Source organism: Limosilactobacillus kribbianus, from assembly GCF_026413145.1.
GTDB classification, from domain to species: domain Bacteria; phylum Bacillota; class Bacilli; order Lactobacillales; family Lactobacillaceae; genus Limosilactobacillus; species Limosilactobacillus kribbianus.
This window is the reverse complement of the sequence record NZ_JAOVYZ010000004.1, coordinates 24,994-39,589: the sequence shown is the minus strand read 5'-3', so window position 1 is coordinate 39,589 and position 14,596 is coordinate 24,994. Positions and strand designations below refer to the sequence as shown.

At 51.8% G+C, this 14,596-nt stretch carries 15 protein-coding genes and 2 tRNA genes; 4 read left to right on the top strand and 13 right to left on the bottom strand.

Annotated features, from left to right (window positions below; genetic code table 11):
* Positions 1-6: 6 nt before the first annotated feature.
* Complete coding sequence (gene yycF, locus OCT58_RS01980) at positions 7-714, bottom strand: response regulator YycF (RefSeq protein WP_267201160.1); 708 nt, start codon at positions 712-714, stop codon at positions 7-9.
* A gap of 168 nt (positions 715-882) precedes the next feature.
* On the opposite strand from yycF, the gene OCT58_RS01975 reads away from it, so the two are divergent.
* From OCT58_RS01975 to OCT58_RS01960, 4 genes are all read left to right on the top strand, one after another.
* Positions 883-955: transfer RNA gene (locus tag OCT58_RS01975), tRNA-Lys, on the top strand.
* Positions 956-1,027: 72 nt separating this feature from the next.
* Positions 1,028-1,477, top strand: coding sequence for a winged helix-turn-helix transcriptional regulator (locus OCT58_RS01970; RefSeq protein ID WP_267201159.1), 450 nt, complete (start codon positions 1,028-1,030; stop codon positions 1,475-1,477).
* Positions 1,478-1,576: 99 nt separating this feature from the next.
* Positions 1,577-2,530 (top strand): aldo/keto reductase, encoded by a 954-nt coding sequence (locus OCT58_RS01965; RefSeq protein WP_267201158.1) that lies wholly within the window; start codon positions 1,577-1,579, stop codon positions 2,528-2,530.
* 440 nt (positions 2,531-2,970) lie between these two features.
* Positions 2,971-3,043: transfer RNA gene (locus OCT58_RS01960), tRNA-Lys, on the top strand.
* A 93-nt stretch (positions 3,044-3,136) separates the two neighbouring features.
* Here the strand turns inward: OCT58_RS01960 and OCT58_RS01955 are convergent.
* The 12 genes from OCT58_RS01955 to rpsF all read right to left on the bottom strand — a co-directional run bounded on the left by OCT58_RS01955 (position 3,137) and on the right by rpsF (position 14,541).
* Positions 3,137-4,027 carry a PPK2 family polyphosphate kinase gene (locus tag OCT58_RS01955; RefSeq protein ID WP_267201157.1) on the bottom strand — a complete coding sequence of 297 codons (891 nt, stop codon included), beginning with the start codon at positions 4,025-4,027 and terminating at the stop codon, positions 3,137-3,139.
* Positions 4,028-4,177: 150 nt separating this feature from the next.
* Positions 4,178-5,299, bottom strand: a complete 1,122-nt coding sequence (locus OCT58_RS01950) for an NAD(P)-dependent alcohol dehydrogenase (RefSeq protein ID WP_267201156.1) — start codon at positions 5,297-5,299, stop codon at positions 4,178-4,180.
* Positions 5,300-5,515: 216 nt separating this feature from the next.
* On the bottom strand, positions 5,516-5,827 hold the full coding sequence (locus OCT58_RS01945) for a hypothetical protein (protein ID WP_267201155.1): 312 nt from the start codon (positions 5,825-5,827) through the stop codon (positions 5,516-5,518).
* Between the two features lie 14 nt (positions 5,828-5,841).
* Entirely contained in the window at positions 5,842-7,044 is a 1,203-nt protein-coding gene (locus OCT58_RS01940) for an MDR family MFS transporter (RefSeq protein ID WP_267201154.1), read from the bottom strand.
* 94 nt (positions 7,045-7,138) lie between these two features.
* Complete coding sequence (dnaB, locus tag OCT58_RS01935) at positions 7,139-8,527, bottom strand: replicative DNA helicase (protein ID WP_267201153.1); 1,389 nt, start codon at positions 8,525-8,527, stop codon at positions 7,139-7,141.
* A gap of 47 nt (positions 8,528-8,574) precedes the next feature.
* Entirely contained in the window at positions 8,575-9,027 is a 453-nt protein-coding gene (gene rplI, locus OCT58_RS01930; RefSeq protein WP_267201152.1) for a 50S ribosomal protein L9, read from the bottom strand.
* A 5-nt stretch (positions 9,028-9,032) separates the two neighbouring features.
* Positions 9,033-11,057 (bottom strand): DHH family phosphoesterase, encoded by a 2,025-nt coding sequence (locus OCT58_RS01925; RefSeq protein ID WP_267201151.1) that lies wholly within the window; start codon positions 11,055-11,057, stop codon positions 9,033-9,035.
* A gap of 336 nt (positions 11,058-11,393) precedes the next feature.
* The gene (locus OCT58_RS01920; RefSeq protein WP_267201150.1) at positions 11,394-12,341 is read right to left on the bottom strand and encodes a sugar-binding transcriptional regulator; all 948 of its coding nucleotides are present in this window, start codon (positions 12,339-12,341) and stop codon (positions 11,394-11,396) included.
* A gap of 176 nt (positions 12,342-12,517) precedes the next feature.
* Positions 12,518-13,171: a deoxyribose-phosphate aldolase gene (deoC, locus tag OCT58_RS01915; RefSeq protein WP_267201149.1), complete on the bottom strand. Its 654-nt coding sequence runs from the start codon at positions 13,169-13,171 to the stop codon at positions 12,518-12,520.
* A 179-nt stretch (positions 13,172-13,350) separates the two neighbouring features.
* The gene (gene rpsR / locus OCT58_RS01910; protein ID WP_025022578.1) at positions 13,351-13,587 is read right to left on the bottom strand and encodes a 30S ribosomal protein S18; all 237 of its coding nucleotides are present in this window, start codon (positions 13,585-13,587) and stop codon (positions 13,351-13,353) included.
* A gap of 29 nt (positions 13,588-13,616) precedes the next feature.
* Positions 13,617-14,207 (bottom strand): single-stranded DNA-binding protein, encoded by a 591-nt coding sequence (ssb, locus tag OCT58_RS01905; RefSeq protein WP_267201148.1) that lies wholly within the window; start codon positions 14,205-14,207, stop codon positions 13,617-13,619.
* A gap of 37 nt (positions 14,208-14,244) precedes the next feature.
* On the bottom strand, positions 14,245-14,541 hold the full coding sequence (gene rpsF / locus OCT58_RS01900) for a 30S ribosomal protein S6 (protein ID WP_267201147.1): 297 nt from the start codon (positions 14,539-14,541) through the stop codon (positions 14,245-14,247).
* Positions 14,542-14,596: the final 55 nt, after the last annotated feature.

Below are 14,596 nucleotides of genomic sequence, written 5' to 3'. Positions count from 1 at the left end.
CAGCCTCTAATTTTGGTCTGGATTTGCTAGGTAGTAGCCGACTCCCCGCCGGGTGATCAGCCATTGCGGGTGACTCGGGTTGTCCTCGATCTTCTCCCGCAGCCGCCGGACCGTCACGTCGACCGTCCGCACGTCGCCGAAGTAGTCATAGCCCCAAACGGTCTGCAAGAGGTGCTCCCGGTTGATAACCTGACCAATGTGCTGGGCCAGGTAGTGGAGCAATTCGAACTCCCGGTGGGTCAGATTAATGTTTTCGCCACGCTTAGTAACCGTGTAGGCCTCGGGGTGAATCGTCAGGTCCCCAACCTTAATGTCGGTGTTTTTGTCCTCTTCTGCTGGAGCCTTCAGCGTGGCCTGGCGCCGCAAGTTGGCCTTGACCCGAGCCACCAGTTCACGGTTCGAGAACGGCTTAGTGACGTAATCATCGGCCCCTAATTCCAGGCCCAGGATCTTGTCTAATTCGGAGTCCTTGGCCGTGACCATGATGATCGGCATGGTGTGCTTAGCCCGAACGCGCTTGGCAACCTCCAATCCATCGATCTTTGGCAGCATCAGGTCCAGAATGATCAGGTCCGGATTTTCACTTTCAACTTTTTCCAGGGCCTCCTCGCCATCATAGGCGGTGACGACCGTGTAGCCTTCCTTTTCAAGGTTAAATTTAATGATATCTGAAATTGGTTTTTCGTCATCGACGACTAATATCTTCTTTGCCATCTCAAGAATCCCCTCCACTGGGTGATTGATTTAATTTAACTCAAACTTAATAACCGTGCCCCTATTATAGCACAGCTCGCTTTTTTTACATTTTTTGCGGGTTGGCCTTGACAATCTCATAGTCGAATGATAAATTAGTAAAGTACCTTGTTGAGGGGTTACAAATATGGGCAGTTAGCTCAGCTGGCAGAGCAACGGACTCTTAATCCGTGGGTCCAGGGTTCGATCCCCTGACTGCCCATCAGAGGTTTACAGAGATTGAGATTTTATCTCAGTCTCTTTTTTTATTTCTAATTTTTTGTGAGGTATAATGATGGCAAAGAAAACGGCGCTCAGCGAAATTCAAGTCACCCTCGACGTAATCGGTGGCAAGTGGAAACCGCTGATTCTTCATTATTTAGAGACCGCGGGCTCCAAACGCTACAGCGAGATTTTGCGCTACCTCGAAACCGCGCCTAAGAAGACGCTCACGGCCCAGCTACGGGAACTGGAAGCCGACAAGATCATCAAGCGGACGGTCATTCCCACCGTCCCGGTCCAGGTCGAATACTCCGTTACTGCGCACGGTCGCTCGCTCTTCCCGCTCCTCGACGTGATGTGTTCTTGGGGCTTTCTCAACATGGCCGACTACGAGATCAAGCACCCCACCTGCGAAAACACACAGGAGGTTCGCCAGCTCAAGGAAAAACGCTTGCGGACCCTCTATGAGCAGTTTGATGCCGACCACCTGGGTGACTGGCAAGACGAGGGTACCGCCAAGTAACCTGGGCAATCAAAGGTGCCGTCTTGTCAGGATTCGCTAACCTCCTTATCATGATAGGTGTAAGTTAACGGATCAATACTGAAAGGACGGTTTTTAATTATGAAGCAAGTTAATTTAGGTGCCACCACCCTTAAGATTCCAGCAATGGCGTTAGGGATCATGCGGATGGAAGCCAAGACCCCAGCCGAAGCAGCACAGGCAATTGACACTGCCTACGACAACGGCATTAATTTCATTGATTCGGCTGATATTTATGGTCAGGGTAAGTCCGAAGAAGTCTTTGGCCAGGCCCTCAAGCAAGCTAAGCCGAACAGAAGCGACCTCTTCATTCAATCTAAGGTCGGCATCATCATTGATCCGGCCCGTAGTCACGGCAGTTTTGTCTTTGGCAGCCGCTATGAATTTACGAAGGAACACATCTTGGACGCCGTCGACGGAGTCCTGTCCCGGATGGGCACCGACTACCTCGACAGTCTCCTCCTGCACCGCCCGGATCCACTGATGGACCTTGACGGGATCGAAGAAGCCTTCGATCTTCTTCAGGCCAGCGGCAAGGTCCGCTTCTTCGGGGTTTCGAACTTCAATCCCCAACAATTCGAATTGGTCCAGAGTCACGTTAGCCAGCACCTGATGTTCAATCAATTACAGTTTGGCCTGATGCACACCGGAATGGTCGACCGCGGTATTCACACTAACATGCTCGACGCCGATTCGGTCGATCACGATGGCGGCTTGCTAGAATTCTCCCGCCAGCACCACGTCACGATTCAAACCTGGTCACCGTTCCAGTACGGCAACTTCGAGGGAACCTTCATCAACAATCCCGACTATCCGGAACTGAACCAGGCCCTTCAAAAGCTCGCCGATCAATATGGTGTCGGCAAGAACGCCATCGCCGCGGCTTGGATTCTCAAGCACCCGGCTCAGATGCAGATGATCATCGGCACCATGAACCCGGCCCACATCGCCGACAGTGCCAAGGGTGCCGACGTGAAGTTAACCAACCAGGAATGGTATGACCTTTACCTGGCAGCTGGTCACAAGCTACCTTAATATTAGCAGCAGGTTTCATTCGGAGCCTGCTGTTTTTTGGGATGCCGCGTTCTAAATAAGCTCAAATTGATATTGACTGAATTTGGTTTAATAATCGGAGGTTCACCCATGTCCGTTGTTCTAATCTTATTGCTCATTTTCCCGCTCCTAATTGCTTTTTGGGGCTGGCAGATCTTTCGGGGAAAAGAAGATTGGTACCAAATATTACACAGTCGCCTTCCCCGAATGAATGATTCATTGATTGCAAAACACCACCGGGCACTGGGACTTAGCTACATCATGATTGGCTGCTTAGTGGCGATTTTACTGTTTGTTTTGGGCCTTAACGGTTAAATTTACGGAGCTCCCCTTAACGAGAAAATAGAATGGCGATTCTTTTTAAAAAAGTTCTTGCCAAACTGCCAGCAATCTGATAATATAATAACCGTTGTCAATGACATGGGCAGTTAGCTCAGCTGGCAGAGCAACGGACTCTTAATCCGTGGGTCCAGGGTTCGATCCCCTGACTGCCCATCATATCCACTCGCTTCGGCGGGTGTTTTTTTATTTCTATAATTAAAATCAAAACGGCGCAAGCTTCTAATCCAAGCTTGCGTCGTTTTTTACTTACTTTTTCTTATTTTTGCCCTCGTCCAGGAGAATCTGGTGGGCCTCCGCCAGTTGACCTTCCTGTTCCGGTGTCATCTCTGGATAGGCCAGGGGCATCTTCTCAACTCGTTTGGTAATGATGTCGGAAACAATCAGGCGGGAATACCACTTGTCATCGGACGGGATGACATACCACGGGTTCTTTTTGGTAGCCGTGGCGTTGATCGCCTTATCATAAGCCCGCTGATACTTGTCCCAGTATTTCCGTTCCCGAATATCCGCCGCTGAGAACTTCCAATTTTTCCGCGGCGTTTCAATCCGGGACAGGAACCGTTTCCGCTGCTCATCCTTGGAAATATGCAGGAAGAATTTCAGAATCACATAGCCGTTGCGGGAAAGGTACTTTTCGTACTGGCGAATGTCCTCGTAGCGCCGTTCGAAGAAGTCCTTGTTGACATCTAGGATGGTATTGACCTCCGGCAAGTTAGCCTTCATGATCAGCTCCGGGTGGACCCGGGAGACCAAGACATCCTCGTAGTAGGACCGGTTGAAAACCCCGAACGAGCCACGTTCGGGCAGGGCCTCATTAATTCGCCAGAGGTAATCGTGCTGGATTTCAAGCGCGGTCGGCTGCTTGAAGTTAGCAATCTTGAAGCCCACCGGATTGACCCCAGAAAAGATGTGGGTAATCATGCTGTCCTTCCCGGCCGCATCCATTGCCTGAAAAACTACGAGAACCCCGTAGCGATGCCGGGCGTACATCTTGCGCTGCGCGGACTTGATCCGCTTAACGTTCGACGCGATCTTCTTCTTGATATCATCAAGTTGGTCAGCTGAGTCGGCCACCCAGGTTGGGGCCTTTCGAATGTCAAAGTCATCCTTCGTGAATCGGTATTGCTTAGTATCCATTCCTTCACCTTCCCTTTTGGTCCATTCTAACATAAGTAAAGTGATTCGCTAGTGAAAGGGCACTGATATTTCCCGGGAAATCGTCGCCCTTCTCCTTTCGCACCAAATAAAAAAGGGAGTCGCATTGCTCCCTTCAATCATTTTCAATTGTTACTTTCCAGGCTGGTAGTCTGGGTCGATGATCAAAACTGGCTTAATGGTCTTGCCGGAAACAGAGTCAGCGTTGGCCTGGTTGATGTCGGCAAAGTCATAGAACTTCTCGGTCTTATCGAAATCGAACATCCCCTGCTTGTAGAATTCAATCAGCCGTGGAATGTCCACCTGTGGGATTGAGTCACCCATGTTAACACCGACAATCGTCCGGTCGGCTGGGCACAGGTCGTCCCAGGTGTTGACGTCGATGTGGTTGGCAGTAACGGCGATTGCTGCCAGGACCCCACCCTGGGCAAGGGCCTGGATGCAGTCCTGCATTACCTTGGTAACCCCGGTCGTATCAACGATGTAGTCAACCCCTTTGCCGTCGGTCAGATCTTGGACGGCCTTGACCATGTCGGTGTCGTTGGTGTTGATCGCATCCGTAGCACCCAGTTCCTTGGCTAATTCCAACCGCTCTGGAACCCGGTCGATGGCGATGACCTTGGTGCAGCCGGAGATCTTGCCGGCCATCATTGCGGCTAACCCAACAGCTCCAGTCCCAGCAACGGCAATTGTTGAGCCTGGTTCTGGCTTCAAGGTATTAAAGACCGTTCCGGAGCCGGTCACGTAACCACAACCCAGTGGGCCGAGCTTCCGCAGGTCCAAGTCCTTTGGTACTTTCACGGCGTTCCGCTCCCGAACTACCGTGGTCGTGGTAAATGAGGATTGGTCGAACATGTCGTCAACCTGGTGCCCATCTTCGGTGAAGTGAGCACTCCCGTCCGGACGAACCCCAGAGAGGTTGTTGGCCGCGTAGTTCAGGCACTTAGTTGGCTTCCCCTTCAGACAGTTGATACAGTTACCACAACCGTAGAAGGAGAGGATAACGTGGTCGCCCGGCTTAAAGTTCTTAACTTCTGGACCAACCTTTTCAACGATCCCGGCACCTTCGTGACCCAGGATGATCGGGTAGCCAATCTCGGCATCACCCTTCCGCAGAGCTTCGTCAGAGTGGCAGATTCCAGAAGCAACCATGTGAATCTGCAGGTCGTCCGCCTGCATGTCGGCCAGTTCAACGTCATCGCGGATGTCAAATTGAGCGCCCTTTTTGTCAACAACAGCAGCTTTAATCTTCATAGAACAACATCCTCTCTAAATTTGTCTAATTACCCAACAAATTCATCTTATCACAATGGGAATTTCAAGAAAGCGTTTTCTTAAAAGCTCTAGGAATTATTGTCACCAACAAGCTACTACTACCAGGCGCTAGCTGCTTGTTCAATTGTGCCGCTAAAAATGATTATTTATTCATACCGGGATATTTAAAAATCGCCCTCTGCAGGACGATTTTCTTTAATCTTCAATTTGATCAGCACTGACCGGGCACCGGCCATGTTTTAACTTACTGATTTTCCCTTCCCGGCCGTCATTAACAATGAATTCGTCAACCGCGCCGCAATGCTCACACGCCACAACAATTTGGTAGCGCTGGGAATTGTCATTATTAGTGTCCATCCAATTGCGCTCGGCGATGACCAAGGGAGCCTGGTGACACTTGTAGCAGACAATCCTCAATCGGCGATCTTCTCGAAAGTCATCGCCGGTCTTACCAACCATGCCGAAACGATCTTCGCTGTGGACCCGATCGAAATTATTATAAAACACAGATAACGCCTTCTTTAGTACTTAACCGTATGTGGCTTTTGCAGCCAGACAACCAGCACCACAATAATTTCCATAATAAAGATTGAGGCCGCGCAAATCACAAAAAGGACGTGGTAGGAGGCTGCACCGATGACCACCCCACCAAAAAGCGGGCCGAACGCCTTGCCCAGTGAGGAAAAGGCGTTGAGAATCCCCTGGTATTTTCCCTTGACCTCAACGGGCGAGAGAGTGTTGACGATTGCCGGCATCGTCGGAAAGGCCGTAGCTTCACCAATCGTCAAAATCACCATCGCAATTACGAACCAGAGGTAGTTTGTCGCAAAGAGTAGGAGGACAAAGGAGAGGCCGACGGTAAAGATGCCAACGTAAACCTGAGCATAGGGATTGTTGTAAAAGCGGTTCAGCCAGGTCAAAATGAGCTGCATGAGAACGACCAGGATCCCGTTAATCGTCCAGAGCAGACTGTACTTGGTCATTGAAATCCCCTGACTAGTCATGAAGACTGAGAGGTTGCTCGACCATTGCTCATACATCGTCCAGACGATGCATAGAGTGATAAAGAAGATCCAGCTGATCCAAAGGTTGGCCCGCGGAATCTTGGTTACTGCGGGCTCGTCGCTCTTGAAGCGGGCCTCATCCACCGGTTGCGGATGTGGATCTTCATGGAAGAAGAGGAAGACCACCAGGGTGAAGAGAACATAGAGGACTGTCGTAATCGAGAAGAGCGGCGAGATGTTCCCGTGGGCATACTGGTAGAGCGGACCAACAATTGTGGTTCCGATCACCATCCCTAAGTTGTTGGCGAAGTAGAGCATGTTAAAGACGTAACGCCCGTCCATCCGCAGCTTGGTTCCAAAGGAATTGACCATCGTGATGATCCAGCCGTTGAAGAAGCCAATCGCCGTTAGCAGGATGGCGTAGATGGGCCAGTCATTGAAGAAAATCATCGTGGCGATCACCACCGTGGCCAGGCTGACCCCGGCTAGCATCAGGTGCCGCGGATTCCGCTTGTCAAACAGCAGACCGCTGATGTAGCTGCCAACCACGTTCGCACCCGAATAAAACAGCAGGACAATCCCCGATACGGTCAGTGATTCGTGTAGCTGTTGGTGCATATAAATCGTAGTCAGCGGCCAGACGAAGCTGTTGCCGATGCTGCCGAAGAACATTCCCTGCAGCAGCCATTTCAATTCAATTCCCTTTGTTTGACGACCCATTTTAGCGCCTCCTCATATTTTGATTATTATCCTAAGCGAACGAAAAGAGCCCTCCAGTTATCCTGAAACGCCCCTTTATTAACATTTTGTAGATTTATTGCTCTTCCGGCACGTAGGCCACGGAGGCAAACTTGTTATAGGACTTAGCAAATAACAGTTTGACCGTTCCCCGCGGACCACTCCGGTTCTTTTCGACGATGACTTCGACTTCACTGACATTGGAATCGTCATCGTTGCCGCCATTCCCCTGGTTATTGTCATCATTATCACCCTCGTCGTGCTCATAGTAGTCGTCACGGTAGAGGAAACTAACGATGTCGGCATCCTGCTCGATTGACCCGGATTCACGGATATCGGACAGCACCGGCCGCTTGTCCTGACGCTGCTCGACCCCCCGGGAAAGCTGGGAAAGGGCGATGACCGGCACTTCCAGCTCCTTGGCTAGTTTTTTGAGTTGCCGGGAAATCTCTGAAACTTCCTGCTGCCGATTATCGGGATTGCTCCCTTCAATCAGCTGGAGGTAATCGATCACGATCAGCCCCAAGTTCTTGTTTTCCTTCTTTAACCGCCGGCAACGGGCCCGAATCTCGGCCACTTTAATCCCCGCCGTGTCATCGATGTAGATCTGGGCATTCGACAGAGTTCCAGCCGCGAAGAACAGACTCTCCCATTCGTCGCTAGTCAGGTTCCCGGTCCGCAGGTGGTTGGCGTCGATGTTGCCTTCCGCACAGAGCATCCGGTTGACCAGCGACTCGGCCCCCATTTCCAGGCTGAAGATGGCGACGGCGTTATTGGTCTTCGTCGCCACGTTCTGGGCAATATTTAAGGCAAAGGCGGTCTTCCCTACGGCCGGCCGAGCGGCAATAATGATCAGCTCATCCGGGTGAAAACCGGTCGTCATCTTATCCAATTGCGGATAGCCGGTCTCTAATCCCGTCACGTCCGAATCGTTGCCGGACAGGGCTTCGATGTGATTCATCGTTTGGTTCAGGACGGTTTCGATGTCCTGAAAGCCATTCTGGTCGTTGGATTCCGACACATGCAGGATCGACTGCTCGGCAGAATCGAGCAGGTCCGTCGTGTCGTTATCGTCCGCGTAACCCTCGTTGATAATCTTGGTAGCCGTATTAATCAGGTTGCGCCGAACCGCCTTGTCATGGACAATTTTGGCATAAAAGGTCACGTTGGCCGCGGATGGCACGGCGGCGGCCAGTTCAGCCAGATAGACCATCCCGCCAACGTTTTCGGTCTGCTTGTCCTTATCCAGGGCACTCTTGATCGTGATCACGTCGATTGGTTGATCATCATCGTTTAATTCCACCATCTTCTTGAAGATGATCTGGTGGGCCCGCTTGTAGAAATCGGCGGGCTGCAAATATTCCATTGCATCGGCCAGCGCGTTCTTACTTAAAAAAGCAGCTCCGAGAACTGCCTTTTCAGCTTCAATATCGTGTGGCTCTTCTTGCACTGGTGCATTATCCATGACGATACCTCGCTTTTTGAAATCGAAATTTAATTATAACGGTAAAATTACTTTTCCGCAATGTGGACCCGAATTTCGGCCGTAACTTGCGGGTGGAGCTTGATTGGCACGTTGACGTAACCCAGGGCCTTGATTGGTGCTGACAGCTCAATCTTGCGCTTATCGATCTTGACCTTGTACTGCTTTTGCAGGGCCGTCGCGATCTGCTTGGTCGAAATGGAACCAAACATCCGGCCGTCAGTGCCTGCCTTACCGCTTAATTCAACAACAGTCTTATCATCTTCTAAGACCTTCTTCAAGCGTTTTGCCTCGGCCAATTCCTCGGCGGCGTGCTTTTCCTCGGCCCGTTGCTGACCAGCCAGCTGACTCATCGCTGCCTTGGTAGCTTGCTTGGCCATGCCGCGCTTGATCAGGAAGTTCTGGGCGTAACCATCTGGAACTTCTTTAACCTGACCGCGCTTGCCCCGGCCACGAACATCTTGGGTAAAAATAACTTTCATCTTGTTCACTCCTCTGTATCTTCTTGACTACTATTATCGGCCGTCTTCTGCAGAAGTTCAATTAATTCCTTCGTCGCCGCTTCAACGGTCGAATCGCTGATCTGGGTGGCGGCATTGGCTAGGTGGCCCCCGCCGCCCATCTTCTCCATCAGGACCTGAACGTTGACGTCACCGGCGGACCGGGCAGAAATCCCGACCTTGCCGTCTGCGCGCAGGGTGATGACAAAGGAGGCCTCGACCCCTTCGACCGAGAGCAGCATGTCGGCGGCCTGGGCAGTCGTCACGGACCCGTAGACCTGATCATTTTCGCCAGCACAAATCGCAATCTGTCCCTTGATCTGGGCCCGGGAAATTAAGTGATTGCGGTCCATGAAGCTACGGGGGTCCTCCTTCATGAAGGACTGGATCATCATTCCATCAGCCCCGGCGGAACGCAGATAGCTGGCGGCATCGAAGGTCCGGGTCCCGGCACTCTTGGTAAAGGACTTGGTATCGACCTGAATCCCAGTCAGCATCGCCGTCGCCTCGACCTTATTGAGTCCCTCACCCTCGCGTGGCTGGTACTCAAACATCTCGGTGATCAGTTCACAGGTCGAGGAAGCGTATGGTTCAATGTAGACCAGCAATGGATTCTCCGGGAATTCCTCACCGCGCCGGTGGTGGTCAATGATAACCAACCGGTTTTGCAGCTGATCGTAGAGCTCCGGTGAGATGGTGATGCTGCGCTTGGCATGGTCGACCATCACCAGCAGGCTGTTGGCCGTCGCCTTTTCCAGGGCCACATCCGGCGTGATGATGTGATCTTTGATTGACTGGTAGTTATCAATCTCATGCATCAGCCGCTGAATATCGGCATGCGGATGCTGATCACTGATGACGATCCAGCACTGCTTGCCGTTCATTTCGGCAATCCGACGAATTCCCAGACAGGCCCCCAGCGAGTCCATATCGGGGTTATTGTGCCCCATAACGAAGAGCTGGTCGGCCTGGTCAATCAACTCTTGCAAGGCCTGGCTGATCATCCGAGCCCGTACCCGGGTTCGTTTCTCCATCGGGTTGGTCTTCCCGCCGTAGAAGCGGGCGGGCTGATCCTTGGCCCGGACAACAACCTGATCACCACCCCGGCCCAGTGCCAGGTCGAGGTTATCCTGAGCGGTATCGGCCAGCTTAATCAGATCATCTTCCCCATAGGCGATCCCGACACTCAGCGTCACCGGTGAGTTCTGCTGGGACGTGCTTTGCCGCACGGTATCCAGAATCTTGAACTTCTTCTTTTCTAGTTCCGCCAGCGAGGCCTGGTGACCGATGATCAGGTAGTTATCGTCATCGATAATCTTCATCAATAGGTGATTGGTTTCGGCCCACTTGCTGATCTCAGAGGTGACGTAGTTGTGCAGGTTGGAGACATCCGAATCACTCATCCCCTGAATCAGCTCGTCGTAGTTATCCAGGTAAATATTTCCCAGGAAAACGCGCTCCTGCCGATAGCGCTGCTCAACCTCTTCATACTTGGTGATGTCGAGCAGGTAGGCCACCCGGTACTGGGGCTGAAAGAGAAATTCAAACTGCCGCGAACGCCAGGAAACCACCTGGGCCCCGGGGTGCGAACGTCCCTGATCGATCAGGTCGGCCAATTGTTCGTCAACTGCGCTGACCTTCTCCCCCACCACGTGCTCCAGCTTAAAGTAACGGGCCATGTAGGGATTGATCCATTCAATCTCGTTACGGGCATTCAGCATGATCATCCCCACCGGCATTTCGAGCAGGGCCTCCTGTTGGCCGTGCTGAATCTGATAGGTTAAATTTTGTAAGTATTCATGAGTATCGTCGACTAGCTGCCGTAAGCGGCGCAGACTAACCGTCATCCCTACCACCGCCAGGACGAGCACAACTAGTCCCGCCAGCCAGTTAAAGGTGAAGGCCAGGACCAGACTGATGATCGTGACGACCAGTAGGTAAACGACATTCCAGCGGACCGCCGGGTGTTTCAGATAAAACAGCCAGTTTTCACTACTGAAAAATTTACGCATAAAAATCCTCCCAAATAGACACCGTTCGTGCCCATTTTCAATTGGATAGTTATATCATATCACAAGCAATAGTGAATGCAGCGACAAAAAAGTGAGTGGAAAACAACCATCAGAGTGGGGCGCGACGCGAAGCTAGCCTATTAGGTATGGCTAGCCTAGGACGGGAGTCGGCGCTGAAGGCGTCGGCTTTCGTCCGTAGTCAAATAGACTTGCTCCGCTGCGCTAGACACTAGCCCCACGGTTACGACACGTAGTTAGCCTCTGGTTTTCCACGTTATCTTTTCGGGGTATTTAAAAACGAATGCGGCCGGAACGCAAATTCCAGCCGCGTTATTCTTATTTTTCATCGCCAATCAGGTGCTGGGCAACGGTGAGATCCGTTACCAGGGTGGTGGCGTAGTGCCCGTTCAGCGCCGCCTTGATCGGCTTTAATTTTGCCATGCCGCCGGCGATCAAAACCGCCTGGCGGGCCTGCTTTAGTTGCGTCAGGGGGACGGCCATCGTCCGCGCCGTCAGCTCGGGATCGACGATTTGTCCCTGGGCGTCGACGAACTGCGAGACGATATCGCCAACCGCAGTCGCGCGCAGTTGGCGTTCCTCTTCCGGCGAGAAGTAGCCGAGCTCAAAGAGAGTGGCGGCCGGACTGGTGGTCCCAACCGTGAAGAGAGCCACCGTCGTCTGCTTGGCCGTCGTCAAGACCTCGTTGATGAAACGATCGCGAACAACCATTTCCTTGATCGCCTGGTTGTCAAAGATCACCGGCAGGGGCAGGATCTGGGCCTGGGTGTGGTAGCAGGCGTTGAAGTGGCGGGTCACCTCGACGACAAAATTGTTGTGGGTCGAATTGGCCACCGTCCCTTTGAGGTAGACGACCCGGACGTTCTTACGCTCGCTAGGGACCAGGTGCCGAGCCACAGCCGCCAGGGTCTGCCCCCAGCTAATGCCGATCGTGTCGTTGTCCCTGATTATGGTAGGCAAATAATCAGCGGCCGCCTGCCCGACTGCCTCCAGGATGGCGCTGCTGTCGTCCCCACTCGGTTCGGCGATCACAACCGCGTCCAGTTGGTACTTTTCTTTGATCTGCTCCGCCAGGGCGTCGATGTCCTCAAGGGGATCATTGATCTTGATATTGACGATCTTGTTGTCGCGGGCAAACTGAAGAGCCCGGGAAATCGTCGGTCGGGAGAGGTCCAATTGTTTGGCAATCTGGGCCTGGGTTGCACCCTGCAGGTAGTAAAGCTTGCTAATGGCAACCGCCTGTTTGATCTGTCGTTTCGTGTCCATCCACACTCTCCCTTTCAATGCCCAAAACTGCTAGATAACGCGAAAAACAACCACGGGGCTAGTGTCTAGCGCAGCGGAGCAAGTCTATTTGACTACGGACGAAAGCCGACGCTTTCAGCGTCAACTCCCGTCCTAGTAGCCTCTCGCCCCGCTTAGATGGTTGTTTTTCACTCACTTTATTCCTTACCAATTACCTGCATACTGTGGCTAACTCCCAGACGGGTTGCCCCGGCCTTGACCATCGCCTCGGCTTCTTCTTGGGTGTGAATGCCACCAGAAGCCTTCACCTGGGTGTTGGTGCCGGCAACCGCCGCAGACATCAGTTCAACGTCGTGCACCGCTGCTCCCCGGGTGGAGAAGCCAGTTGAGGTCTTCACGAAGTCGGCTCCGGCGTCCGCCACGATCTTGGAAGCCTTGGTGATTTCGTCGTCCGTCAGCAGGGCCGTCTCGATGATCACCTTGACGATCTTGCCGTTGTCGTGACCCACCTTGACGACGGCCTTGATGTCATCTTCAACCTTGTCAAAGTGGCCGCCCTTCATCTCGCCGATGTTCATGACCATGTCGACCTCGTCCACGCCGTCACGAATAGCCTGCTCGGTTTCAAAAACCTTGGCCGCCGTCGTCGTGGCCCCGAGTGGGAAGCCAATCACCGTTGCCGTCACCACATCAGTGCCTTCCAAAGCCTGGTGCGTCTTAGCGACCCAGTACGGGTTGATCATAACGGTGTGGAAGTGGTTGTCGATGGCCTGCTTGATGACCGTGTCAACCTGTTCTTCCGTTGCCTCTGGGCTGAGCAGTGTGTGGTCGATATACTTATTTAATTCCATTCGGGATCACTCCTTTTCTTTTTGACATCCTTATCATAACATATTTTTACAATTGTTCAAGTATATATGAAATATTGTAAAAAGATTTAAAGCCCTTCGGCTAGCCCTAGCTAAGCTAATGATAAAAAGAGCCGATCAGAAAACCGCTTGGCTTTCTGATCGGCTCTTTGATTGATCAATTAGTCTTCAGCAACGAATGGCAGGAGACCCATGATCCGGGCACGCTTGATAGCGACCGTTAACTTCCGTTGGTTCTTGGCACTAGTACCAGTGACCCGACGTGGTAAAATCTTACCCCGTTCGGAGATGAACCGACGTAATAAATCAGTGTCTTTGTAATCGATGTATTCGATGTGGTTAGCGGCGATGAAGTCGACCTTGCGACGACGACGACCGCCCCGACGTTGTTGTGCCATGAAATTACCCTCCTATCTGGTAAAAAATTTTAGAATGGTAAATCGTCATCAGAAATTTCAGTGTCCCCATTGTCGTTATTTGAACTGGAGAATGGGTTCGCCGAATTCTGTTGACCAGCACTAAATCCGTTGTTAGTGTTGGCTGACGAATTAGGTTGAGGAGTGTTGTTGGCTTGTGGCTGGTTGTTGCCGAATGACTGCTGACCCTGGCCACCAAATGGCGCTTGATTGTTGAAAGGCTGCTGACCACCGTTATTGAACGGTTGTTGGCCGCCGCCTGCATTCATGCCGCCATTTTGCGAACGAGGTTCAAGCAGGGCAAAGTTCTCAACCACAACTTCAGTTACGTAAACCCGTTGGCCCTGTTGGTTTTCGTAGTTCCGCGTTTGGATACGGCCATCGATTCCCACCAGTGAGCCCTTATGGGTGAAGTTACTGAAGTTTTCAGCTGATTTACGCCAAATGACACAGTTGATGAAGTCGGCGTCCCGGTCACCATTTTGGTTCCGGAATTGCCGATCAACGGCGAGCGTAAACGATACTACCGCGGTCCCGCTGGTAGTGTAGCGCAACTCAGGATCTCGCGTTAAGCGTCCAGTCAAAACTGCACGATTAATCATTCGATCGTACTCCTCTCTATTTACATTGACGATCTAATTAAGCATCAAGCTTAACGATCATGTGACGTAGGATATCGTCGTTGAACTTAGCCAAACGATCAAATTCGTTTAAGGCTGCGTCAGAATCAGTCGTCAAAGTAACTACGTGGTAAGTACCTTCAGTGTACTTGCTGATTGGGTAAGCAAACCGACGAGTTGACCAATCCTTTGATTCAGCAACGTTTGCACCATTGTCCGTCAAAACCTTGTCAAAACGGTCTACTAATTCGCTCTTAGCAGATTCTTCGATATCAGGACGAATGATGTAAGTAATTTCATATTTACGTGTTTCCATGAATGTTACACCTCCTTATGGACTCTGGCTCTTCTAAAACTTAGAAGAACAAGGA